This window comes from Geotalea uraniireducens Rf4, from assembly GCF_000016745.1.
Lineage (GTDB): Bacteria > Desulfobacterota > Desulfuromonadia > Geobacterales > Geobacteraceae > Geotalea > Geotalea uraniireducens.
In genome coordinates, this window is sequence record NC_009483.1 from 2795915 (window position 1) to 2820626 (window position 24712).

General features: G+C 55.5%; 22 protein-coding genes and 1 riboswitch. Of the genes, 7 read left to right on the forward strand and 15 right to left on the reverse strand.

Features of this window, described 5'->3' with window-relative positions:
• Window positions 1-54: 54 nt before the first annotated feature.
• The 6 genes from GURA_RS12275 to moaA form a co-directional block, all read right to left on the reverse strand.
• A complete protein-coding gene (locus GURA_RS12275) occupies window positions 55-2013 on the reverse strand; it encodes a (Fe-S)-binding protein (protein ID WP_011939283.1) in 1959 nt (652 codons plus the stop codon).
• Between the two features lie 168 nt (window positions 2014-2181).
• On the reverse strand, window positions 2182-3507 hold the full coding sequence (locus tag GURA_RS12280; RefSeq protein ID WP_011939284.1) for an electron transfer flavoprotein subunit alpha: 1326 nt from the start codon (window positions 3505-3507) through the stop codon (window positions 2182-2184).
• 79 nt (window positions 3508-3586) lie between these two features.
• Window positions 3587-4399, reverse strand: a complete 813-nt coding sequence (locus GURA_RS12285; RefSeq protein WP_011939285.1) for an electron transfer flavoprotein subunit beta/FixA family protein — start codon at window positions 4397-4399, stop codon at window positions 3587-3589.
• Between the two features lie 44 nt (window positions 4400-4443).
• Window positions 4444-4638 (reverse strand): hypothetical protein, encoded by a 195-nt coding sequence (locus tag GURA_RS12290; RefSeq protein WP_011939286.1) that lies wholly within the window; start codon window positions 4636-4638, stop codon window positions 4444-4446.
• A gap of 49 nt (window positions 4639-4687) precedes the next feature.
• Entirely contained in the window at window positions 4688-5119 is a 432-nt protein-coding gene (locus GURA_RS12295) for an MOSC domain-containing protein (RefSeq protein WP_011939287.1), read from the reverse strand.
• A 93-nt stretch (window positions 5120-5212) separates the two neighbouring features.
• A complete protein-coding gene (moaA, locus tag GURA_RS12300; RefSeq protein ID WP_011939288.1) occupies window positions 5213-6193 on the reverse strand; it encodes a GTP 3',8-cyclase MoaA in 981 nt (326 codons plus the stop codon).
• Window positions 6194-6890: 697 nt separating this feature from the next.
• Between moaA and mdh the strand changes: the two genes are divergently transcribed.
• The 5 genes from mdh (at window position 6891) to GURA_RS12330 (ending at window position 12823) form a co-directional block, all read left to right on the forward strand.
• Window positions 6891-8054 carry an iron-dependent methanol dehydrogenase gene (mdh, locus tag GURA_RS12310; RefSeq protein WP_011939289.1) on the forward strand — a complete coding sequence of 388 codons (1164 nt, stop codon included), beginning with the start codon at window positions 6891-6893 and terminating at the stop codon, window positions 8052-8054.
• 130 nt (window positions 8055-8184) lie between these two features.
• A riboswitch (molybdenum cofactor riboswitch) is annotated at window positions 8185-8303 on the forward strand.
• A gap of 31 nt (window positions 8304-8334) precedes the next feature.
• Window positions 8335-10065 (forward strand): aldehyde ferredoxin oxidoreductase family protein, encoded by a 1731-nt coding sequence (locus GURA_RS12315; RefSeq protein ID WP_011939290.1) that lies wholly within the window; start codon window positions 8335-8337, stop codon window positions 10063-10065.
• 67 nt (window positions 10066-10132) lie between these two features.
• Window positions 10133-10357, forward strand: coding sequence for a MoaD/ThiS family protein (locus tag GURA_RS12320; protein ID WP_011939291.1), 225 nt, complete (start codon window positions 10133-10135; stop codon window positions 10355-10357).
• A gap of 1 nt (window position 10358) precedes the next feature.
• Entirely contained in the window at window positions 10359-11207 is an 849-nt protein-coding gene (locus GURA_RS12325) for a HesA/MoeB/ThiF family protein (RefSeq protein WP_011939292.1), read from the forward strand.
• A 353-nt stretch (window positions 11208-11560) separates the two neighbouring features.
• Window positions 11561-12823, forward strand: a complete 1263-nt coding sequence (locus GURA_RS12330; protein WP_011939293.1) for a porin family protein — start codon at window positions 11561-11563, stop codon at window positions 12821-12823.
• A gap of 108 nt (window positions 12824-12931) precedes the next feature.
• On the opposite strand, the gene gptM is transcribed toward GURA_RS12330, so the two are convergent.
• Both gptM and GURA_RS12340 read right to left on the reverse strand, forming a co-directional pair.
• The gene (gene gptM / locus GURA_RS12335; protein ID WP_011939294.1) at window positions 12932-14236 is read right to left on the reverse strand and encodes a geopeptide radical SAM maturase; all 1305 of its coding nucleotides are present in this window, start codon (window positions 14234-14236) and stop codon (window positions 12932-12934) included.
• Window positions 14237-14492: 256 nt separating this feature from the next.
• On the reverse strand, window positions 14493-16376 hold the full coding sequence (locus GURA_RS12340; protein ID WP_198134469.1) for a TonB-dependent receptor plug domain-containing protein: 1884 nt from the start codon (window positions 16374-16376) through the stop codon (window positions 14493-14495).
• A 106-nt stretch (window positions 16377-16482) separates the two neighbouring features.
• On the opposite strand from GURA_RS12340, the gene GURA_RS12345 reads away from it, so the two are divergent.
• Window positions 16483-17379, forward strand: a complete 897-nt coding sequence (locus tag GURA_RS12345; RefSeq protein WP_011939296.1) for an ABC transporter substrate-binding protein — start codon at window positions 16483-16485, stop codon at window positions 17377-17379.
• Between the two features lie 5 nt (window positions 17380-17384).
• Entirely contained in the window at window positions 17385-19355 is a 1971-nt protein-coding gene (locus GURA_RS12350; RefSeq protein ID WP_011939297.1) for an ATP-binding protein, read from the forward strand.
• 42 nt (window positions 19356-19397) lie between these two features.
• Here the strand turns inward: GURA_RS12350 and GURA_RS24310 are convergent, their stop codons facing one another.
• The 7 genes from GURA_RS24310 to GURA_RS12375 all read right to left on the reverse strand — a co-directional run bounded on the left by GURA_RS24310 (window position 19398) and on the right by GURA_RS12375 (window position 24703).
• Entirely contained in the window at window positions 19398-19556 is a 159-nt protein-coding gene (locus GURA_RS24310; RefSeq protein ID WP_157046196.1) for a FeoB-associated Cys-rich membrane protein, read from the reverse strand.
• A gap of 34 nt (window positions 19557-19590) precedes the next feature.
• Window positions 19591-19857 (reverse strand): hypothetical protein, encoded by a 267-nt coding sequence (locus GURA_RS12355; protein ID WP_011939298.1) that lies wholly within the window; start codon window positions 19855-19857, stop codon window positions 19591-19593.
• A gap of 197 nt (window positions 19858-20054) precedes the next feature.
• Entirely contained in the window at window positions 20055-22013 is a 1959-nt protein-coding gene (locus GURA_RS12360; protein ID WP_041245940.1) for a transglycosylase domain-containing protein, read from the reverse strand.
• Window positions 22014-22246: 233 nt separating this feature from the next.
• Window positions 22247-22411, reverse strand: a complete 165-nt coding sequence (locus GURA_RS23480) for an FmdB family zinc ribbon protein (RefSeq protein ID WP_083764870.1) — start codon at window positions 22409-22411, stop codon at window positions 22247-22249.
• A 146-nt stretch (window positions 22412-22557) separates the two neighbouring features.
• Window positions 22558-23457 carry a peptidylprolyl isomerase gene (locus GURA_RS12365; protein WP_011939301.1) on the reverse strand — a complete coding sequence of 300 codons (900 nt, stop codon included), beginning with the start codon at window positions 23455-23457 and terminating at the stop codon, window positions 22558-22560.
• A 359-nt stretch (window positions 23458-23816) separates the two neighbouring features.
• On the reverse strand, window positions 23817-24293 hold the full coding sequence (locus GURA_RS12370; RefSeq protein WP_157046197.1) for a hypothetical protein: 477 nt from the start codon (window positions 24291-24293) through the stop codon (window positions 23817-23819).
• 8 nt (window positions 24294-24301) lie between these two features.
• Window positions 24302-24703 carry a hypothetical protein gene (locus GURA_RS12375; protein ID WP_011939303.1) on the reverse strand — a complete coding sequence of 134 codons (402 nt, stop codon included), beginning with the start codon at window positions 24701-24703 and terminating at the stop codon, window positions 24302-24304.
• Between the last annotated feature and the right edge of the window lie 9 nt (window positions 24704-24712).

Sequence of the window (24712 nt, forward strand, 5' to 3'; positions counted from 1 at the left end):
GAGCGAGGAACGAGGAAAACCTTTATCCTCGATCCTTTATCCTCGAACCTGAATTTATCGCATTCCCTCGGCCACCACCTCGGCGATATCCTTGACCCGGGTCTTGCCCGACTGACGGTCTTTCAGGCCGTCCTCGATCATGGTCATGCAGTATGGACAGGTGACGCAGATGGTGTCGGGGTTCTTGCCGAGCGCCTCAGTGACCCGGTTCAGGTTGATCCTCTCCCCCAGGTGCTCCTCCATCCACATCCTTCCGCCACCTGCGCCGCAGCAGAAGGAATTTTGCCGGTTCCGCTCCAGCTCAATGGGAGCGCTGCCGGTGGCTTGGGCAATGACCGAGCGCGGCGCTTCGTAGATGTCGTTGTGACGCCCCAGGTAACACGAGTCATGGAAAACGATATTGCCCAGATCCTTAACCTGCCGGTTCAGCTTCAGCCTCCCCTCGCGCATTAGCTGGTCGAGAAGTTCCGCATGGGGAATGACCTCCAGCTCCAGCCCGTACTGCCGGTAGTCGTTCTTCAGCGTGGTGAAGCAGTGGGGACACTGGGTGATGACCTTTGTGATCCCCTTCTCCCGGAACAGGGCCACATTCTCGTTCGTCATCCGGTCGAAGACGAACTCGTTGCCGAGACGCCGCAGACTGTCGCCGCAGCACTTCTCCTCGCGGCCCAGAATCCCCCAGGAGACACCGGCGGCATCGAGGATCTGCGCCATGGCCAGCGTCACCTGCTTGCTCCTGGAATCGAAGGCCCCGGCGCAGCCGACGAAGAACAGGTACTCCGTCTTGCCCGCCTCGAAGGGCTTCACCTCCAACTGGGCAGACCATTTGGTCCGCTCGGCCGGGGCGATCCCCCAGGGGTTGCTGCGCTGCTCCATGTTCTCGAAGAGGTTCAACAGCTCTTCCGGGAAATCGGCATCCATCTGCACCAGGTGCCTGCGCATCTTGACCAGCTTCGGCATCTGCTCGATAAAGACCGGACAGGCGGAGAGGCAGGAGCCGCAGGTGGTGCAGGACCAGATTGATTCCCTGGCAACACTCCCATCACCTTCGCCGATCAGCGGCAGGACCGGTGCCCCCTTCCTCTGCAGGAGCGGGCCGTTGGCCAGCAGGTTTTCCTTGATGTCATGGATCACCTGTCGCGGATTGAGAGGCTTGCCGGTAACGGCGGCAGGGCACGCCTGCTGGCAGCGGCCGCATTCGGTACAGGAAAAGGAATCGAAGAGATCCTTCCAGTTGAAGCTGTCGACACTGCCGACGCCGTAGGAATTTCCTTCTGTGAACTCTTCGCGTGGCTGGGTGTTGGGCTTCTCCAGGCTCTTGAAAAAACAGTTGGGGATGGCGGTAAGGATGTGCATATGCTTGCTGTAGGGGAGGTAATTCATGAAAACAAGCAGAACGGCGGCGTGCAGCCACCAACAAATATTGGCCAAAGGATCGAGGAACGAGGAGCGAGGAAAAAACTCGGCAATAGCGGAGGATATGGGCATCCAGGCGGCTGCGGGTTCCTTCCCCATGGCAATCTCTGCGGCATGCATGCCGAAAAAGGCGAGCATGAGCAGACCGATCATGCCGAGGATGGCGAATGCCTCGCCGGTGCGCGCCCCGTCATAGGGCGGATTTACAACCCTTCTGACCAGTGCGATGCAGACCGCGGTCAAAGCCGCAATAGATACCAGATCAAAGATAACCAGAAGCGGATGATAAACGACAGAAGGCAGCAGGCCGAGGCTTGCTGCGGGAAAGACTCCGCGCAGGAAAAACTCGCCATTGGCGAGCGCCAGCACCATAAAGGACCAGAAGATGACAAAATGATTGAAACCGAAAGGGCGGCTCACCACCCTTTTCTGGCCGAAGGCGAACTGTAGCGTGTTCCAGAGGCGCGCGCCGACGTTGTCGAAGCGGTCCTCCCCGGCGCCGAGGCTGACCAGGCTGAAGCGCCGGTAGCAGCTCCAGGCGAAAATAAGCAGTGATGCTGCCAGAATGGGAGTGAAGATGGCTGGATTTGGTTGCATGAAAACCTCGTTATGTATCACCAACACGGCGACAGATTGAAAAGTTCTTTTCTCCTCCCCTTAGATTAAGGGGAGGTCGGGAGGGGTTAGGCTTGGAGAAATAACTCCCCCCAGCCCCCTCTTACCTAAGAGGGGGAGTAGTTACGATCCATGTTGTAAATACGCGTTTTAATGATTGCAATTTACCTGTTTCAGCTCCCTGAGCCGCTCGGTGATGGCAGGCACCACCTGGAACAGGTCGCCGACGATGCCGTAGGACGCCACCTCGAAGATGGGCGCCTCCCGGTCCCGGTTGATGGCGATGACCATGTCGGAATCCTGCATCCCCACCAGGTGCTGGATGGCGCCGGAAATGCCGCAGGCAATATAGATCTTCGGTCGCACAGTCTTGCCGGTCTGCCCCACCTGCCGCTCCTGCGGCATCCACCCCGCATCCACCGCGCTTCGGGATGCGCCGACCACGCCGCCCAGCTCATCGGCCAGTTCCTTGAGCATGGCGAAGTTCTCTTTCGCCATCATGCCGCGACCGCCGGAGACGATAAACTCGGCGCCGGCGATGTCCACGTGATCCTTCCCCTTCTTGTCGCTGATGACTTCCAATACCTTGGTGAAGATATCGGCCTCATTGATGGCAAAGGACTTCCTGATGATTTCGCCGCTCCGCCCCTCGGTCTTCTCAGGCATGGGCATGACATGAGGGCGTACCGTGGACATCTGCGGCCGGAACTTGTCGCACATGATGGTGGCCATGATGTTGCCGCCGAAAGCGGGGCGGGTCTGCATCAGGTTCCGCTTGTCGTCGATATCGAGCCCGGTGCAGTCTGCTGTGAGACCGGTCTTGACCCGGGTGGCTACTGCGCCTGCCAGGTCGCGGCCGAGACCGGTCGCTCCCATGAGGACCACCTCCGGCTTGTATCTGTCGATGAGGTAACAGAGGGCATCCAGATAAGGGTCGGTCCGGTAATAGCGGAACACCGGCTGATCCAGGAGATAAGCCTTAGTTGCGCCGTAGCTGAAGGCCTCTGCGCAGAGATGTTCCACCTGGTGCCCCAGAACAACGGCACAGAGTTCCACACCGAGATTCTCTGCCAGTTCGGCACCTTTCCCCAAAAGCTCCCAGGAAACCCGGGCGGCCTCCCCTTCTGTCTGCTCGATGAACACCCAGACACCCCGGTAAGAGGCAAGGAGTTCACGGCGCTGCTTCTCCCCTTCATCCACCTCTTCATCGGGAAGGTTTCCCTGCGCGGCCAATGCAGCCAGGATCTCCAGCTCCTCGGGTGTGTAAAAGATTTCCAGGGCTTTGCCGGGACAGGCCTTGACGCACTTGACGCAGCCGATGCACTTGGAAAGCTCTATCTCCGGCTCCCCCTGGGCATTCATCTCGATCCCGTCGACCGGGCAGCTGCTCTGGCAGCGGGCGCCGCAGGCAATGCACTTCCCTTCAATGAGGCGGACCTTGCCGCGGGTTTTTTTTATCTTTTTCTGTTCGGTCATTTATATCTCTCGTAGGGGCGGGGTCCTCCCGCCCTGTTCTCCCGCCCCGGGCGGGGAAAACCCGCCCCTACAGTTGCAATTACACCGCAAGCATGTCCTTGGCCAGCAGTTGCTCCACCAACAAACGGGCGGTGCCCACCGGATCGTTCATGCCGTCGCCGATGACCTCTCCCTTGCTCCGTTCCGGCGAAAAGATCCTGCTCACCCAGGTGGGGGAACCTTTCAGGCCGATACTGTTCACATCCAGTTTAAGCTGACCGTTGTCCCAGACCCTGACCTGGGCATTTGCCGATTTCAACCGCATGGGGACCGTCGGGTAGCGCGGCCGGTTGAGCTCCCGCACCACGGTGATCATCGCCGGCAGGCGCGCCTCGACGATCTCGTACCGCCCTTCCAGTTTGCGCCGCACCCGGATTTTTTTTTCCATGAAGTCCAGATGCTCGATCCGGTCGACCAGCGTCAGCTGGGAAAATCCAAGCCGCACCGCGATGCCGGGTCCCACCTGGGCGGTATCGCCGTCGATGGTCTGCTTGCCGCAGAAGACGAGTCCCACCTCATCCTCTTCGGCAAGCTTCCTGATGGCAGCCGCAAGAACATTGCTGGTGGAAAGGGTGTCGGCCCCGCCGAAGACCCGGTCGGAAAGGAGAACGGCATCGTCTACGCCGAGGGCGAGCGCCTTCTTCAGAGCCGCTTCCGCATTGGGAGGGCCCATGGAAAGGGCCGCGGCCCGGAATCCGTATTTCTCCTTCATCCGCAGACTCTCTTCCAGGGCATGGGTGTCGTAGGGGTTGACGATGAACGGAATCCCCTCCCGCACCAGGGTATTGGTGACCGGGTCTATCTGGACCTGGGTCGTGTCGGGCACTTGCTTGATACACGCAACTACGAACATGGAAAATCCTCGTTATGGAATATTTTGCCGACCTTGACTTGTTATCAGTTTTCCAGTGGTGTTTCCGCACTCATGGCCAGTTCCCATCGTGCCTTGATCAGCGCGAAAGCATCGCGCATGAGATCCGATGCCTTGCTGTTCGTCAAATCCATTGCCTTCTGGACGATCTCCATCTCATCATCGCTGATTCTCAAAGAGACAATGTTGGGTTTTTTGGGATTTTTGTATTTTCTCGTCATCTTCAGTTCTCCTCTCATTAACTTAATCTGTAGGACACATAAAGTACGTTCACAGCACCCTGATCTCATCCTGGGGCCTGACAACACCGCCCCTGACAACCTTGGCAAAGATTCCCTCTTTCGGCATGACGCAGTCTCCAGCCTGGTAATAGATGGCGCAACGGGTATGACATTCCTTGCCGATCTGGGATATTTCAAGAAGCACCTCCCCGATGGCGAGTCTGGAACCGATCGGCAGGGCCGGCAGTTCGATCCCCTGCGTGGTGATGTTCTCGGCAAAGTCCCCTGCTCCCACATCTAGCCCCATCTTCTGCATCTTGCCTATGCTTTCCATGGCCAAGAGGCTGATCTGGCGGTGCCACTCCCCGGCATGGCCGTCGCCGACTATGCCATGGTTCTCCCTGAGCAGAACCTCCGCCACGGGCGTCTTGCGCTCCCCTTTTTTCTCGCTGATACTGACTGCCACAACCTTCGGGGTCATAGATTTGCCTCCATAGGTTTTAAGTTTGATGTTCGATGTTCGAAGTTCGATGTTGTAACGTCGAACATCGAACCTCGAACCGGTTCTCAACGTTCACCCACCGATTTGCGACATGGCCACCGAGCCATGCGCCGTTTCATCTTCCGCCAGATGGTGACGGCCCGGCTTTCCCGTGACGATCCGCCGCAGTGTTTCCCGCAAAGGCCCATTGTCGGCTCCATGCAGAAGAGGCTTGAGATCAACCCCATTATCGGCAAACAGGCATCCCCGCAACAGACCTGATGCGGTTACCCTGATGCGGTTACAGCTATCGCAGAAGTGACCGGATATCGGCGTGATGATACCGATGGCCCCTGCCGAGCCTCTGATTTTGAAGTTTCTGGACGGACCCGCCATTTCATTACCGACCAGCGGCAATAACGGATAATGCCGGCCGATGCGCTCAAGGATCTCACTCCCGGCCATGCATTGGGAGTTCCACCCCTTATCCCTGAGGGTCGGCATGTATTCAATGAAGCGGACCGTGTACGGCTTATGGATAGTCAGTGCAGCGAAGTCCAGCAGCTCGTCGTCGTTGATCCCCTTCATGACGACCATGTTGATCTTCACCGGAGGAAAACCGGCCTCCTCCGCAGCGGCAATGCCGTCCACAACCTTGCGGAGATCCCCGCCTCGGGTAATCCGGGCAAAAGTCTCGGGCTTCAACGAATCTAGGCTGATGTTCAGACGCTGCGCCCCCGCCTGTCGCAAGGGAATGGCCAACTCGCCGAGAAGCAAACCATTTGTGGTAAGAACCAGCTCCTTGAGGCCGGGTATATCCGCCAGTCGCCCTATGAATTGGACCAGTCCCTTCCTGACGAGCGGTTCTCCGCCGGTAACCCGGATCTTTTCAATCCCCAGGGCAACAGATTCGCAGGCCACGCGATATAAATCCTCATAACTCAGCATCTCTCCATGCTGTAGCTTGGGGATTCCCTCGGCCGGCATGCAGTAACTGCAGCGCAGATTGCATCGATCCGTAACGGATAACCTGAGGTAATTTATGCGCCGGCCATATGAATCAATCAGTTCCATATCAATCCAGTTCCAAGTCAATCATCGCCCAGCAGGAAATATCTTTGAAAATCCCGATTAGCACCAATCTTCCGCTGAGAGATCCCCCCCTTTGAGAAAGGGGGGTCAGGGGGGATTTGGTTTGCACCGTCAAAGGCAAATCCCCCTAAATCCCCCTTTCTTAAAGGGGGACTTTCCAAGAAATTGCTGTTGGCGGGGTGCGATGCTAATCAGTTCAAAAATCGAAGGGGGAAAACTCTTCATTAGGAACGTAAGGCAATTTCGATACCAATTTCTCTGCAGACGCTTTACAAAGGGCGTCACTATCACCGGCATGGCTGCCTATTGCTTTGACTACAGCGGAATGAGACGCTTTTCTAGTATTTGGGTGAAAAATGAAAATGGCAGGATCAAACCGATATGGAAAAGCAATGGAGCCGTTCCAAAATACTACGCTTGCCCCGCAATGGAACGCTATAAACGTTCTCTTTTGGAACACCATCAACCAATCCACATTTAGCGTTGATAGGCAACGCAAATGCAACTCTCTGTTTTTGCGGGTTATTTGCAGAAACATTCAAAACAACATGACTAATGAGATTATTGGTACAGGCTTTGCGATAAGTTAGAAAACCGTTCTACAAAACCGTATGCGATATCGACCAACGCATACAGGTAAACAAGGCGGCAACACAAAAAAAGACAGGAGGAAGTAACAATGGCATTAGGAGAACAGACGTACGGATTTTACATCCCAACAGTTTCATTGATGGGGATCGGCTGCTCGAAGGAAACAGGGGCGCAGGCCAAGGCGCTCGGCGCCACCAACCTGCTGATCGTCACCGATGCAGGGCTTTCCAAGATGGGTGTTGCCGACAAGATCAAGGCCCAGCTGGAAGAGGCCGGCCTCAAGGCCGTCATCTTCGACGGCGCAGAACCCAACCCGACCGACAAAAACGTCCATGACGGCGTAAAGGTCTATCAGGACAACAAGTGCGACGGCATCGTCTCCCTCGGCGGCGGCAGCTCCCATGACTGCGGCAAGGGCGTAGGCCTCGTCATCGGCAACGGCGGCCACATCCGCGACTTCGAAGGCGTCAACAAGTCTGCAAAGCCGATGCCCCCCTTCCTCGCCATCAACACCACCGCCGGCACCGCTTCCGAAATGACCCGTTTCTGCATCATCACCAACACCGACACCCATGTAAAAATGGCCATCGTCGACTGGCGCGTCACACCAAACATCGCCATCAACGATCCGCTCCTGATGGTCGGTAAACCTTCCGCACTGACAGCAGCCACCGGTATGGACGCCCTGACCCACGCGGTCGAGGCTTATGTTTCAACCATCGCCACCCCGATCACCGACGCCTGCGCAATCAAGGCAATCGAACTCATCGCTCAGAACCTGAGCACAGCAGTAGCCAACGGCGAAAACCTGGAAGCCCGCGACGCAATGGCCTATGCAGAGTATCTGGCCGGCATGGCATTCAACAACGCCAGCCTTGGTTATGTACACTCCATGGCTCATCAGCTGGGCGGCTTCTACAACCTCCCGCACGGCGTCTGCAACGCCATTCTTCTCCCGGCCGTCAGCCAGTTCAACATTATCGCCTGTCCGAAGCGTTTTGCCGATATCGCTGCTGCCCTGGGTGAGAACATCACCGGCCTTTCAGTTGTAGAAGCCGCTGATAAGGCGATAGCCGCAATCCGCAGGCTTTCTGCTTCCATCGGCATCCCCGCCGGCCTCAAGTCGCTGAATGTTAAAGAAGAAGACCTGAAGGTCATGGCTGAAAATGCCAAGAAAGACGCTTGCCAGCTGACCAACCCACGCAAAGCTACCCTGGAGCAGGTCATCGACATCTTCAAGGCAGCAATGTAACAAACAAAAAACATAACTCCCCCAGCCCCCTCTTAACTTAAGAGGGGGTATCAAATCCCCCTCCCCTTAAGCTAAGGGGACCCAAAGGGCCTAAAGAGGCCGGGAGGGGTTATGTGCCTTCAGCTCGCAACAAACACATCATCTCCGAGCCTTTCAGCCTAAAAGGATAAACCTCATGGCGCCCGGCCAACGGGTTTCGCTGGAAACAGCGGAGCCTCCCTTTCGGAAAGGAGACCTATCCGCTCAGCGGATTTTAAAACATGAAAGGGAGCAATGAACAATGGACAAAATTTTACGCGTAAACATGACCGACCTGACCACCAAGCTTGAGACAGTGCCCACCGAATGGGCCGGTCTCGGCGGCCGCGGTCTGACCTCCACCATCGTCGCCGCAGAAGTGCCGGCCGACTGTCACCCCCTCGGACCCAACAACAAGCTGGTATTTGCTCCGGGACTCCTTACCGGCACCGCCGCTGCCAACTCCGGCCGTCTCTCCGCCGGGGCCAAGAGCCCGCTCACCGGTGGCATCAAGGAAAGCAACGCCGGCGGCACCGCAGCACAGATGCTGGCCCGTCTCGGCATCAAGGCACTGATCATCGAAGGGCTCCCAAAAGCGGACAAATGGTACAACCTCCATGTGAACAAGGACGGCGTGACCATCCAGGAAGAAACGGAACTGCTCGGCAAGGGTAATTTCGCGGTAATAGAGGACCTTGAGGCCCGCCTGGGGAAGAAAACCGGCGTCCTGACCATCGGCCCTGCCGGTGAGTTGAAGATGACCGCCGCCAACATCTCCGTCAAGGACCCGGACAGCAAGATCCGCAGCCACGGCCGTGGCGGTCTCGGCGCAGTCATGGGCTCCAAGAAAATCAAGTACATCTCCATCGACGACGCCGGCGCTCCCGGAATCAAGATTGCCGATCCGGAAAAATTCAAGGTGGCGGCAAGAACGTTCGCCAAGGCCCTGCTCGACCACCCGGTCAGCGGCGAAGGTCTCCCCACATACGGCACCAACGTGCTGGTCAACATCCTCAACGAGGCGGGCGGTCTGCCGACCCGCAACTTCACCGTAGGCCAGTTCGAAGCCCATGACAAGATCTCCGGCGAGACCATGCACGATACCATCGTCGCCCGCGGCGGCAAGCCGAAGCATGGCTGCCACGCCGGTTGTATCATCCAGTGCTCCCAGGTATACAACGACAAGGACGGCAAATACGTAACCTCCGGCTTTGAGTACGAAACCATCTGGGGACTGGGGGCCGACTGCTGCATCGACAACCTGGACGATATCGCCCGCGCCGACAACCTCATGGACGACATCGGCATCGACTCCATCGAAACCGCCGTCATGTTCGGCGTGGCCATGGAAGCCGGCATCCTCCCATTCGGGGACAGCAAGGAAATGCTCCGCCTCCTTACCGAGGAAATCGGCAAGGGAACCCCGCTCGGCCGCATCCTCGGCGGCGGCGCCGGTTCGGTAGGCAAGGCCTACGGCGTCACCAGAGTCCCGGTGGTGAAAAACCAAGGCATTCCGGCCTATGATCCCCGCTCGGTCAAAGGGATCGGCATCACCTACGCCACCAGCACCATGGGCGCCGACCACACCTCCGGCTATACCATAGCCACCAACATCCTCAACGTCGGCGGATATGTGGATCCGCTGAAGAAAGACGGCCAGGTCGAGCTTTCCCGCAATCTGCAGATTGCCACCGCTGCCGTAGATTCCACCGGCATGTGCATCTTCATCGCCTTCCCTGCCCTGGACATCCCCGAGTGCCTGCCGGCCCTGATCGACATGATCAACGCCCGTTTCGGCATCAACCTGACCGGTGACGACGTCACCAACCTGGGCAAGCATATCCTGAAGGTGGAGCATCAGTTCAATATCGAGGCGGGTTTCACCAACAAGCACGACCGTCTCCCGGAATTCTTCAAGACCGAACCGGTGGCGCCCCACAATGCAGTATGGGATTTCACCGATGCAGAGATCGACGAGTTCTGGAATTTCTAGTAAATGCCAAAACAGCCGGTGTGGCGTCTGCCACATCGGCTGTTTTTAACCATGATGGGACGCAACCATGCATATCACCGTCAAGCTATTCGCCACATTCAGAAACGGAAGATTCAAGGTCGCTCAACAGGAGCACCCGGACGGGACCGACTGCCGAAAGATCGTCCTGGAACTGGGCCTGACCGAAGAAGAGATAGGCATCATCCTGGTCAACAGCCGTCACGCCACCCTTGATCATCTGCTGCAAGACGGTGACACCCTGGCCCTCTTTCCCCTGGTCGGCGGAGGTTGATATGAACAACATACTGTATTTTCTTCAGGAACGGCTGTCGGACGGCCTTCTTTCCTGGGCAGCGCAAAAAGAAGCTGCCGAACTGTTCGGCTTGAGCTACGCAACCGTCGAAGAGCTGGCCCTGGAAAACGGCATGTTCCCTGCCAGGTACCAGCGCAACCGGAACATGATATCCGTCACGGAACAGTTGAAGTTGTACCGAAGCAAGGTCGCCGTGATCGGTTGCGGCGGTCTTGGCGGCTATATCATCGAGGAACTGGCCCGGCTCGGCATTGGCGGAATCGTAGCCATCGATCCGGACATATTCGAAGAACACAACCTGAACCGGCAACTGCTCTCCTCCCCCGGCGCCCTGGGGAAAGCCAAGGTGGAAGCAGCACTGGCACGGGTCAACGAGGTCAATCCGGCGGTGACGGTAACCCCGATCAAGGACGCTTTCTGCACGGCCAACGGCCCGGAACTCCTGAAGGGGGTGACCGTAGCGGTCGATGCCCTGGACAGCATCGCCTACCGTCTTGAACTGGCTGAAACCTGCACGGAACTGGAAATCCCCATGGTTCACGGGGCGATCGGCGGCTGGTACGGTCATGTGGCCACCCAGTTACCCGGCGACACCACGGTGCAGAGCATCTATCGCAACTGGGTTGAAGGAAAAGGGATTGAGAAGCAGTTAGGGAACCCGGCATTTACCCCGGCTGTAGTGGCAAGCCTGGAAGTGGCCGAAGTCTGCAAGATCATACTGGGCAAGGGTGAACTGTTGCGCAACCGGAAGCTCAGCATCGACCTGCTGGACATGGAAATCCACGAGATAAGCTATGATGTGCCGGTAGAATTGGTCAGCGCAGCATAGATTTGCATATTTATCCTGAATCAAGAACCATCGGCTTTTATGGGCCTTTCCCCCTGCGGGAACTGGCCCTTTTTCATAAGTTAACGGGGAGCAACATCCCCATTAACCCGGCTAAAAATCAGTTAGTAAGTTGCGTCTGACTTTAAGGGCGTCCGCCTGTAGCCGGGGGATTCATCCCCCGGATTAGATGTCGCAATTTCCCCACGTCACGTACGTGACGTGATGAGATTTGTCCCGCTGACCGGGAATGAATTCCCCGGCTACAGGCATTCTGTCCCTTCGGGACGGAAGCAAAAACCTGATCGGACACTGCTGGCTAAAAATGAAATTTCAATTAATAATGGAGGAACATCATGCGTAACAGATTAATTTCCATGCTGGCAGCGGCCATGCTGCTGACAGCAACCACAATAACACCGGCCGAGGCAGCGTTCGTCATCGGTGGAGAAAACGGCTGGCAGCTCAGCACAGACGGTATCGTCGACGTTTTCTCCGTCTATCAGTCTACCAGTCCAGCGCCTGCAGGCGCAGACGGCTCTAAGAGATTCACCTCTTTTCTCAGTGGTTCCACTGATCAGTTCCAGAATTTCGGGGTGAAGGTAGGGCTTCTGCCGTCGTTAATCGCATTCAACATCAAGGCCCCCACCGTCAATGGGGTCGACTCGAACGTACGGGTCGGTATCTATCCGAGTATTCAGAATAAGAACCAGGACACCAGATTTGAAGTCAATCCCAACATCGATTTCCGGGAATTCTACTACACCGCAAAGGGGACATACGGCGAATTGCTTGCCGGCCGTGCCCTGAACCTTTACCAGGCGAAAAACATCCTGACCGACATGACGCTCCTTACGGCAGGCGTTGTTCCGGCACCCGGCACCTCCACGACCCTGGGCCATATCGGCTACGGCTACCTCTACACCAACTTCGGCCCCCAGATCCGTTACACCACTCCCGATCTTAACGGCGTCAAGGTGGCCTTCAGTGTCAACGAGCCTTACAAGATCAGTTCCGATACCGCCAAGACCAACACCCCGCGCCTCGAAACCGAGATCTCCTACGCCACGGTCCTGAACGGCGGCACTACGCTGCAGGCTTGGGCGTCCGGCCTCTTCGAGACTGCAACCCGCAGTAAAGCGGCTGGCGTAGCACGTCCGGGTGAGCAGAACCAATCCATCGGCGGTGCGGCCGGCATCGAAGCCGGCTTCAGCGGCGTCGATCTTATGGCGTCCGGTTACGCCGGCGAGGGGCTCGGCATGATCAGTGCGCAGGACGGCGATGCGTTCGGTTCCTCATCGACGGATGCCGCCGGCAAGGAGCGGACCCATTTCGGCTTCCTGGTCCAGGCGACCTACAAGCTGACCCCCGATATCAAGATCGGAGCCAACTACGGGCAAAACCGCCAGGTAGAAAGCGATGACGACAAGACCAAGCGCGGCGTAGGCGGTTCCTTCTCCCCCATGAAGAAACAGGAAGCGGCAGTGGGCATGGTCACTTACAACTTCAACAAGTTCACACAATTCATCGTTGAGTACGCCTATGCCCAGAACACCTGGCATGACCGCGCCACGCAGCATTCCAACAGCGTTGCGATAGGCACGATGTTTTACTGGTAGGCCGGCCCTGAGACGGGTTGAGCAACAAACGTGATATAAAAAAAAGAGGGTGGCCGATATGGGCCATCCTCTTTTTTCACTCCTTATTCAACCTTAAATCCGACCTGTTCAATGTTTTTCTGACACCGGCCTGAGTTTTATATCCTGCAAAATATATGTCTCCAGGGCCGCATCGAGATAATCCTTCCTGCAATCCACCCCGTCGATCCTGCCGTCCCGCAGCAGCTTGAGGAATCTGCACCCGCCAAAGCATATGGGGAGGTAGGCGCAGTCGAGGCATGCATCGTTTTTCCACAGGTCGAGCTTGTGCGAATCACGGTAATCCTGAATACCTGTGCGCAGATCACCGACGGCAAATTCCTTCCTGCCGATGAAGGCAGGGCATTTGTAGATGGTCCCGTCAAAACCGACGATGATGTTATCGGGAGCTTCCACCATGCAGGAGGAGGACCTTATCTTGGGGGTGTTGAAGCCGCGCTTCAGAATCTCTTGACGGAGGAACAGACTCGCCTCGATGAGCCATGGTTCTTCGGTGGAATCGCACCCTTCCCTGAATTCAGGGAGGCCGTACTCGGCCATGGTACTAGTCACGGGGGCGAACATGACCATCGCCAGCTTGTCCGGTGTGATCCCCTCTGCCAGGATATGGTCGAGGAGGCGGGGAAACTCCCGGTAATTATCGCGGGTGTAATTTCCGGTAAACTGGATCCCGACTAACTCACAGGTGGCCTTGACGTTCCTGACGATTGAGTCGAAAGAGCCGGCACCCGATACGAAAGGCCTGAACGCATCATGGATCTCCCGCGGCCCGTCAATGGTCACCTTTGCCTTGCGCAGCCCAAGTGGCACAAGCTCCCTGGCCAGTTCCGCGGTCAAAAGGGTCCCATTCGTGACCAGGTTGAAGGTGTACTCCCCTCCCCTCTTTTCCACGAGAGGCTTCAATCTCCCGGATACGTACCTGATCAGGTCAACGCTCAGGAGCGGCTCCCCGCCGTAAAAATCAAGGTCAACGGACTTGCCTGCGGCGAGATGATTCTTTTCGACAAAATCGATGAAGAGGTCCGCCGTCTCCAGCGTCATGTAGCGTTTCCCCTTCAAACCACCTTCATAGCAGTAAGTGCAGTCCAGGTTGCAGTCCATGTTCAGGACCAGCATGGCGTTGAACTCCCTGCCGGCGCGGTTTGTCCGGTCGAAAAGCGTGAGCATTTCCTGCCGCTCGTCATGATCGTCGGGGACCAGGAAGCCAAGGCGGTGCAAGGTCTCCTGGTTGGCCTGAGAGAGCGTGCCTTCTCTTGCCGCCTTTAACGTAGCTTCGTTGAGCAGTATGACGGACGCACGTCTGGTGGAATAAAGGAGGGAGTAACCTGGCTTTTCCGCGTAAGGATAGATTTTGATGTATCGAGAAAGTCGCATAATGGAATGGAAAAAGGGGAGAAGTTCTCCCCTTTTTGGTTAGAAGCTGTTAGAAGGATTTACCTGTAGATGGCATAAAATCCCGTGCAGCATATTACCGGGCCTGTTGGCGCCATGCCGGCGTCGAGGATCACGATGAACTCCTGCCCTACTGCAACCTTTTTACCCTTCACTTTCATGTCAGCCTCCTTGGTTGGTTATAATTGCCCCCGCAAATGAGGGCATAAAAACATGGACTAAAAGCCGCCCACGACGGCTAGAACCTGAACCTGACCCCACCCTCGAACCACCTGCCCGGGGTCCTGAACTCCGAAAAGTAGAACTGGGAGCTGTTGAAGAGGTTGCGGGCGCTGAAAAACGTCTCGACCGTCCGACCATCCCCGGTAAATATTTTTTTCGCCAGGTAAAGGTCCCAGATGAAGGCATTGTGCGCCGTGTCGGCATCCCATCCGATGTAATGCCCCCTCAGGTTTCCCGAGAAGGACCGCTGGTCGTCGTACTGAAGGCCGATATCGTAAGTTATACGGCCAGCGCCCGTCACCCTTTCACCGGTGTCCCGATCTCTCAAATCGACAAAGGCAAACCCCGCCAGAAGGGACATATTGTACAAGGGAAGGCTCTTCAATTCCACCTCCCCCCCCTGTTTACGTTGCCTTCCGTTGTTGATTATCCTGATCGAATCATTGCCTGTTGTTTCGAAAGCGAGCACGTCCGTTACGTCATGGCGGAACAGGGTGGTCTTAAGCCAGAGGTATCTGACGGGGGCCGATTCCAAGCCGACTTGGTACGACCAGACTTTCTCCATCTTCAGGCCGGGGTTCGGCAGGGAGAAGAGACCGGTGCCGAAGGTGGCGAAAAGGGGAGGAATGCTGAACCCCCGGGCAACGGAGGCCCGCAGAATGGTGCTTTCCGCCGGAGTATAGGTCACGCCAAAACTTGGGCTGAAGAAATTGCCGTTGGTGCTCGTCTGGTCATAACGGATGCCGGGGGTGAAGGAAAATTTGTCGATGGCGATGGTGTCGTTGGTAAACAGCGCCCACTTTTCAAGGCGTTGTTTACCATTGCTCATGGTGTCGGATTGCAGGTCCCTGTTGGTACTATCAAGTTCCCGGTTGTCGTAATCGGCGCCGACCAGAAGGTTGTGCATCCCCTGCCGCCAGACAAGTTTGGCGCTCCCGCCGATGGTCGCCTCGTCCCCGCTCATTTTCGTCACCGGGGCACCGGTACTGAACCGGCTCCGGAAAAAATCGTCGTGCTGCTTCAGCCCCCTGGCGGAGAGATGCAGATCCAGGTTGTCGGACAGGGCGTGGTCCAAAGCCAGGGTGGTAAAGAGATGCTCGAAGTCATTTCGGATAGAAAAGTCGTACACCTGCGACTCACCTGCTCCACGTGTGCCGTAGATGTATCCCAGAGTGAAGAGAAGGCCGGTCTTGTCGGTCGGCTCCCAGCGTAGTTTGGTGTAGACGTTGTTCCCGTCGAAGGAGGTGCTTGGGGTGAGGCCGTCGGAAAGGAGCTTGCCGGTGGAGAGGTAATAGCCCAAATCGCCGGACTTGCCGGAGGCCTCACCCCGGTAGTCGCCGGTATTTCTGTCGCCAATGGAGGCGGAGGCCGTGCCGCCGAAGACGCGCATCTCATCCGGCGACTTGGTGATGACGTTGATGACGCCGCCGAGCGACGACCCCCAGGAGGATGACGCCGGCCCCTTGATGATCTCGACCTTTTCGATCTCCTGGACAGGTAGTGAGCCGAAATCGGCAGCATTGTCGGACAGGTTGTTCAATGTCACGCCGTCGATCATCACCAGCACATGGCGGAATTCGGAACCCTGAACGAAGATATTTGCTATGCTGCCGGAGCCGCCCCGGCTATCCACCTGCACGCCGGGGATATAGTTGAGGATGTCGGTCAGGGTATGGGCATTGATCGCCTCGATCTCTGCGGCGGTGACGACGGTGATGTTCTCCGCCACCTGGGCAATCGGCTTGGGATAACGGGTTGCAGTTTCCACGAGGTCTTTTTCCTTGTAAAACATCTGCAGTACCTTCAGTTCTTCTTCAGGCTCATCCGGCTGGGCATAGAGCGGAGTAGGAAGATAAAAGGCGATTGACAACACATATAAAAACAAGAATGTTCTTTTCAAAGAATTCCTATACATAACATTTAATGTTGTGATATTAAACCTTGCCAACGAGCCTTTTTCGGGTATTATACTCATCCAAAGTTATTTGTCTATAGTGGACTCATTAATGGTTAAAATTTTTTCGATAATAATACTTTCACTGACACTCTTTCAGGAAACGGCGGCAGGCTCCCAGGAAGTCGTGGTTGTCCAGAGCCTCAGGGTCAAACCGTATGATGACGCCCTGCGGGGCTTCAAATCCGTGTATGCCGGCAAGATCAAAAAGCTGATCCTCCCGGAAACGGAAGGAGCGGATGCCGTCAGGACGGTGCGCGAGGCAAAGCCGGGCATGATCCTCGCCATCGGGGCGGAAGCCCTGGCGAAGGTCAGAAGGATCAAAGACATACCCATCGTTTATCTCATGGTATTGAATCCGCACGCCCCCCTCCAGGGTGAAGAGAACATCACCGGCGTCAGCATGAGTATTCCTCCGGAAAAGCAGTTAGCAGCGCTACAGAAGGTCCTGCCCAATGTCCGGAGAGTCGGGCTCCTCTATGACCCGGCCAAAACCGGCTTTCTTGTCAAAAAAGCGCAGCTTGCCGCCAGGGCAGCGGGCATCGAGCTTGTGGCAAAGGAAGTGCACAGGCCGAAGGATGTCCCGGAGCTGGCAAACAGCATGAAGGAGCATATCCAGGCTTTCTGGATGTTCCCCGACACCACGGTGGTTACACCGGAAACCGTCAATTTCCTGCTTCTCTTTTCCATGGAAAACAGGATACCCATGTTCGCCTTTTCCAACAAATACGTGGAGGCGGGAGCTCTGATGTCCCTGGACATAGACGCTTTCAACCTGGGGAAACAGGCCGGGGAAGCGGCCGGGAAAATATTGTCCGGCGCCGATGTAAGGGAAATTCTTAGGTTCGATGCAAAGAACGCGGTTTTGACGATCAATGTCAAGACGGCAAAAAAAATGGGTATAACCGTCAGCGATGAAGTCATGACCAAGGCCAGGAAGGTGAGGTAAGTGTGATGAAAATATCCTTCCCATTTTTAAAAAAACAGCATGAGAGTTTCAGCACAAGGATATTCTTCCTTTTCAACATTTTCATCATAGTTATTTCCGTGTCGTTCACCGCATTCTTTTTCCAGCAGCAGCGCAAGGCTCTGAAACAAGGCCTGACGAATGAAGGGGTGTTGCTTGCCAAGCTCCTGGCGTACAATTCAAGGCTTGGCGTCTATGTCGAAAATGAGGAACTGCTGAGTGACGCCGTTGACGGCATCGTACGGCACAAGGAAGTGCTGTTCGTTTCGATACATACCCTGACGGGAACCCCCCTGAAGGAGCAAGGGCGAAAGCCTTCCGCAAGGGCCGGTGAAACGGCTGCATCCAATTGGCAAGCCAAGGCTGATCTGCTGAAAATAAACCGGGAGCCCCTTGTCGTGGAAGGCGTCGACACCTTCGAATTCCTGGCGCCGGTGGTTTCAAGCCCGGCTTATGCATCGGAAGAGGCCCTGCTTACAGATGAAAGCCCCTTTAAACCCAAAGAGCGCATCATCGGCTTTGTGCGGCTCATTCTCGACAAAAAATTTCTCGACCAGCGGCTGCAGACCCTCCTGTTTACCAGCATTCTCCTGGCGCTTGTCTTCCTGGTATCCGGCTCGATCATCACCTATCTCATCGTAAAGGGAATCACCCAGCCGCTCAACAGGTTGACGGCAGGGGTCAAGGCCCTGGGGACCGGCGGGACTTTCAATAAGATACCGGTCGAGACCAGGGATGAAATCGGCAACCTGGCAACCGCCTTCAACACCATGTCCGAGTCTCTGCAAAACAGGGAAGCCGAGAAACAGCACCTTGAAGAACAACTCCGCCATTCGCAAAAGATGGAAGCCATCGGTACGCTTGCGGGCGGCGTTGCCCATGACTTCAACAACCTCCTCACCGTTATAACGGGTTTCGGCAATCTCATGCAGATGAATCTGCAAGAAGACACCCAATTAATGACCTACGCCGACCAGATACTAATTGCAAGCGACCGTGCGGCGGTTCTTACCAAGAGGCTTCTTACGTTCAGCAGAAATCAGATCATCAATCCCAGCCCGATGAATATCAACGTGATCATCAAGAGCCTGGAAAACATATTGGTGAGGGTTATCAGCGAGGATGTGGAGTTTAAAGTCGATCTGGGCGGAGAAAATCTGACCGTCATGACCGATTCCGGCTTGATCGACCAGATAATCATAAACCTGGCCGCCAATGCCCGTGATGCAATGCCCAATGGCGGAATGCTGACGATCCGGACAAATATTGCCGAGCTGGGCGGGGAATCACTGTCGCCGGGCGACCACGGAAAACCAGGGAAGTACGCACTGATAACGGTCACAGATACGGGTTCGGGAATGGAAGAAGAAACCGTGGAAAGAATCTTTGAACCCTTCTTCACCACCAAAGAGGTCGGCAAGGGAACGGGACTGGGACTTTCGATGGTCTACGGATTAGTCAAGCAGCATAAAGGTGTCATAAGAGTCGAAAGCGCACTTGGCCGTGGGACAACCTTCCGGATATATCTTCCATTAATCGAGTCATCGGCAGAGGAAAAAAAATCGGAAACCTTATGCTTTCCCAAGGGCAATAATGAAACATTATTGGTGGCAGAGGACGACAAACTGGTCATGGGACTTACCAGGGAGATACTGGGAAAGCATGGCTACAGGATAATCGAAGCAGCAGACGGGGAAGATGCGGTCGCTAAATTCACGGAAAATGCAGACAGAATCGAGATGGTTTTACTTGACGTCATCATGCCGAAAAAAAACGGCAAAGAAGTCTTCGAGGAGATAAAAAAGATAAAGCCCGGCATCAAGACCCTCTTTATGAGCGGCTACACAAACGACATCATAGCCGGCAAAGGGGTCATTGAAGAGGGGATAAACTTCATCTCAAAACCGGTCCAGCCCGGCGAGCTTTTGCATAAAATAAAAGAAGTGCTGCAGCAATGATCTCTATCGCTCCATCTGGTCCTGCATCGAGATGCGGTTGTGTCAATCATCCCCCTCATCTCCAGCGCTTTTGTCGATCTTCGGTGGCTCCTTTTTTTGCCTGATGTAGAAATAAATGATGACAAACAGAACAAGTACGATAATCGCCGCAACAAGCCAGCTGAATGTAAACCCAAACCATTCCCCTTTGACGTCTGTCATGACCTTAACCCCCTTTTCAGTGGATTGCGCTCCATCAGTCCTCACGTTTCACGGTTTTATAGGCAGAATCAGGGTCGCATTCGGGACGCAGATACCGCTCCAGATCATCAAACAGCTCATCGGCCATCAAATGGATTGCCTCCACCTTGTCAAAATCCGGCGGCATCGCTTGTGCGAGATAAGCATCATGCATCTGCGCAATGGAAGTCTTCAAGTCGCGCAGCCTGCAATATACAATCTCAAGCTCCCGATACTCACTCTCCCCTAGTTCCTCCAGCATTTTCGTATCCATTTTCTCCATTATGCCTTCCTCCTTCTCCGGCCCAATAGGGAACTCCATTCTTGAATTTTACCACTAAAACAGGTGTCCACTAGTTTTTGATTCGGAAAGCGGGGGAGTATTTGTTATGGAGTCCTGGCAAGAAAATAGAAAAGCCCGCACAAAGCGGGCTTTTACGTTGGGCGAAACAGGAGGGAAACCCCGAATTCCAAAGAGGCTTACCGGCTGCTGACAGGCTGCTGCCCTTCTGCATTCGGCAGAGTCGGGGGTGGAGTTATCGGATTGAGGGGATCTCCGCCGTGCTTGGGACAGTTCGAGGTCGGCTGGGTACCCGAAATATAAAACTCGTCCCGTTTTTCCGGACAGTCCGCATTCGCCGGATAGCCTGTTGTCGGGTCAATGGAAACGGAAACGACCGTATCCGGTTTCGGGAAGTCAACGGCAGGTCTGGCGGACAACGCCGTGCGCATGAACCGTTCCCAGATAGGGGCAGCGACAGCCCCTCCCGTAAAGCCTTTACCCCCCGGCCGGGGCTTGTCATACCCCACCCAGATGCCGGTTATCACCTGTGGAGTATAGCCTACAAACCAGGCATCCCGATAATCATCGGTGGTGCCGGTCTTCCCTGCGGACGGATGTTCCTGACTGAATTTTTTCAGAGATTTGGCGGTGCCGTACACCATGACGTCCTTAAGCATACGGGTTGTGACAAAGGCGGCAGCCGGCGACAGGGCCGGGGTGACTAACGGAGGATTTTCCGCCCAGGCCCGCCGATTGCGATCATAAATACGGATAATGGTTCGTGGTTCGGTCCGCAAGCCACCGTTGGCCAAGGGGGTGTAAGCCCGTACCAGATCGTGCAAGGTGACCTCATCCGTGCCCAGAGCCAGGGAGAGACCATTCTGTGCCCGTAACGGCAGCCCAGTTTTCCCGGCAAAATCGACAAAATACGGGACCCCGATGGTCTCCAGCAACTTTACCGTAACGACATTGTTCGAGTAGGCCAGGGCCTGCCTGAGGGAAAGCTCCCCATACTGTTCCCTGCCATAGTTCAGCGGCTGCCAGATTTCATTATTGCCACGATTGTAGGCTGCAGGCGTATCGTTCCAGATGCTGGCGGCAGTAATCCCTTTTTCCAGGGCCGCGGCATAGATCAGCGGTTTGATGGCCGAGCCGGGCTGACGCCTGGCATAAAAGGCGCGGTCATAGCCGCTCTTGCTGAAATCGACTCCCCCGACAGCCGCCAGCAGATCCCCTGTAGCGGGGTCCAGGCTCACCAATGCGCCCTGCAGCTGTGGCGAAATCCGTTTAACCCCTTCACGCAAGGTCTTTTCCGCCAGCTTTTGCAGGTTCAGATCCATGGCCGCGGTTACTTCCAGCCCGCCCTGTTCAACGATCTCCTTGCCGTAGCGCTCGATCAGTTTGTTGCGGACATGCGCCGTGTAGTACGGGGCCTGACCGGGTTGGGTAAAGGTGACGCGCTGGCCTCTCAGTTTCTGCTTCTGCCGGGGAGTGATGATTTTGAGCTCAGCCATCCGTTTGAGGACCACATCCCTCCGCCCCGCTACGTTGGCCGGTTTTCCCAAAGGATTGTAGCGCCCCGGGTTCTTCGGCACTCCGGCCAAAAGGGCGCATTCCGCGTCGGTCAACTCCTCCGGCCTTTTATCAAAATAGAGACGGACAGCCTGGGCAATCCCCCAGGCGCCATTCCCGTAATAGATTTCGTTTAAATACATCTCCAGGATCTGCTTCTTTGTGTACTTCTTTTCAAACTCAACGGCCATGAGGCCTTCCTTGAGCTTCCGGTCGATGGTCTTCTCCCCGGATAAATACTTGTTCTTGATCAGTTGCTGGGTGATCGTCGATCCCCCCTCGGCCAGCTTCCCTTTCACCACATCCTTCACCAACGCACGTGCGATCCCGCGGATATCGATCCCGCCATGTTCATAAAAGCGGGAGTCCTCAACAGCCACCACCGCCTTTTGCAGGAAAGCGGGAATACGGTCAATGGAAACCCAGTATCTTTTTTCCGGCATGATCCGGCCGACGAACCGCCCTTCTCTGTCAAAGACTTTAATGGAGGTATAGGCGGACGGCAGGAGGGGATAGGTGGCGATTGATTCCTGGGCCCGGGCCGATGGGACGAGGCATAAGACAAGGAAAAGGCCTAAGATCATGGAATATAATGCTTCTTTGAGAAGCGAGGGAAAATGGGAAAACAAGATGGTTGTTTACTCCTTCAGAGTGACCGGGGTCTGGTTAGATTTTCTGCCATTCAAGACAGTTTGTCACACCTGTTAAATGGCAGCAAGTCTAATCTGAACCAATAGGCCAGGGCGGTCTCCCGCTCGCCGCTTCGCAGTGTCACGGCGTACTCCTTCATGGGCTGCCTCCGTGGCACCGCAGCCCCTTAGCTCTTCTTGCTCGTCTTCGCGTAGAAGGCTGTGTACTGCTGCACGACCGAGGTCCCCTTGCACTCGGGGCAGGTCATCTCCCCCTTGTCGTGCTCCGCAATGTGCATGATGACCGAAAAGTTCTTTGCACACTTTTCGCAGCGATACTCGTAGATTGGCATGTCGATCATCCTCCCCGATGATAAAGTGCAGGCCGTGTCGCCCTGCTCCATTAAATTTAGAGGACATTCGACGTTTGTCAACACGAAGCCGGGTAACTCCGGGGACGGCGAAAATAGTGTCCATCTGATTTGCCAAAGTCCCCAAACTACTTCTGCGGCTTGCTATCCCCGGTGGCGGCCGGCGCCTGCTGTACCACTTCCAGCCCCGCCTCCTTGGCCAGCTTGTCGAGAAACTCCCGGGCTTTTTTCTGCTCGAACTGCCCCTTCAGGGTTGTTCGGATATAATCCTTCGCCTCGTCGAAACTGGCGGTCCGTTGGTCGGTCCGCTCGTCAACCCTGATGATGTGGTAGCCGAATGGGGTCTCCACCACGGGACTCGTCTCTCCGGCTTTCAGAGCAAATGCCGCCTTCTCGAATTCCTTCGAATTGGTCTTGCCGGGCGAGAGGACGCCGAGATCCCCTCCCTTGGAGGCCGAATCGGCATCTTCGGAGGATGCCCGGGCAACGGCGGCAAAATCGGCACCTTCTTTCAGTTGCTTGAGAATCGCCTCGGCTTTGGCCTTTGCCTTTTCCTTTACCTCAGGGGTGGCATCCTTCGCCGCCTCGAAATAAATATGACGGACCCTGGCACTCTGGGAAATGAGGAAGTCCTTTTCATGTTCCGCATAGTACTTTTTCAGTTCCTCCTCCGGGATCGCCACATCGGCCGTAACGACCTTGCGCAAATATTGGTCGGCGAGGTAGTTGTCGATCACATAACCGAGTTCTTCCTTCACCTCCGGCTTCTTGTCGAAGCCTTCCTTCCTCGAACGGGCTGCCACCGCTTTCGTCAGCAGCAGCTGCCTGACGATTTCGGCGCGCTGTGCCGGATCGTCCTGCAACTTCTTCAGTGCCTCAGGCGACTGATAGCTGAGCAGTCGCTCCAGGTCCGCTTCCCGAAGGACAAAATCCCCCACCCTGCCGATGACCGGATTGACCTCTTCTGCCAGTGCCGGTCCTGCCAGTAGGATTGAAATGGTGATGCCGAGCAGCAGGTTTCTGAACATATTTGTCCCCTTTTTCAATTGTCGCTCTTGATCCAGATTATAAGAATTGCCTTATAACATATGCCCTGCTTGGTTTCAAGCGAGTTTAAACCGCAACTTTCGGATTAATCTCTTCAAGCGGTTAAGTATTGTGGCCCCAAACCCTAAGCCACCGGAGTTCGATTTCTTGGAGCGTGAAACAGGATTCGAAAACTAAATTCAGGGAGATTCAACATGCAAATGCTTAAATGTCAATCCTGACCCCCCAGATTTCCCCCTGACCCCCCAGATTTCCCCCTGACCCCCCAGATTTCCCCCTGACCCCCCAGATTTCCCCCTGACCCCCCAGATTTCCCTGACCCCCCAGATTTCCCCTGGTATCAGCTGTTTCGGGCATAAACCAGCCAGGCATGCAAGTTGTGAAAGATCAGGAACAGCCCGGATAACACCAGGTAAATCCTGGAGCTGTAGGGCATTGCAGAGATGGTCAGAGTATCTCCAATCAAGGCGATGCCCGCCAGCCAGACGACCGGGGTGTATGCAGGCGCCAAGAAACCGGCGGCACTGGTACTCCAGGCACTTTCCGGAAATGCAATCTGTACCCACCACGATGCGAAGTAGAGCACGATCCCGACCAGATATAACCAAAGACCAACCCTTTGACTCAGTGTGGAAATGCTGAATCGCATGACCAGTGGCAGAATCATAACCGCTATGCGCAGAATGTTTTCAGCCAGGGAAATCCAACCGGGAATGTCCTTCCAGAACTGATCCGTCTTGTATGCGCTCGGAAGATAGCGCGCGAAAATAACGTTGAACACCAGAATTGGTAGCAACAGCCAGAAAGTGTTTGCCAACAGTGACCTCATGAATTGCGTTGCTCCCTTTTGGCCCAGATGCATGACGGGATAAACGTGGCATATATCACGCCGTACAAAACGAACATCGGCATCAGCTTTGGCAGCGCTATGAATTGCGACATGGCGACAAGCACGGCGGCAATAGCCAGAATGCTCACGACAGGGAACAACGTAATCAGCAGAATGTCGGCACGCTCAATCGGTTTCTTTTGCGCCCAGAACAACAGCACCGTCCAGCCGAGCATCAGCGCACCGGCAACACGTGAGACATAGAGATATACCGGGGATATCTCGAATGGCAGCGGTTGAAGCACGGAATTGGCAACCGTTGGTGAGAAGAGCAGCAGCGATGCCACAACATCGGCGACAATTCCGATCCAGTAGGAAGTGATCAGGAGTACTTTCATTGAACCTCT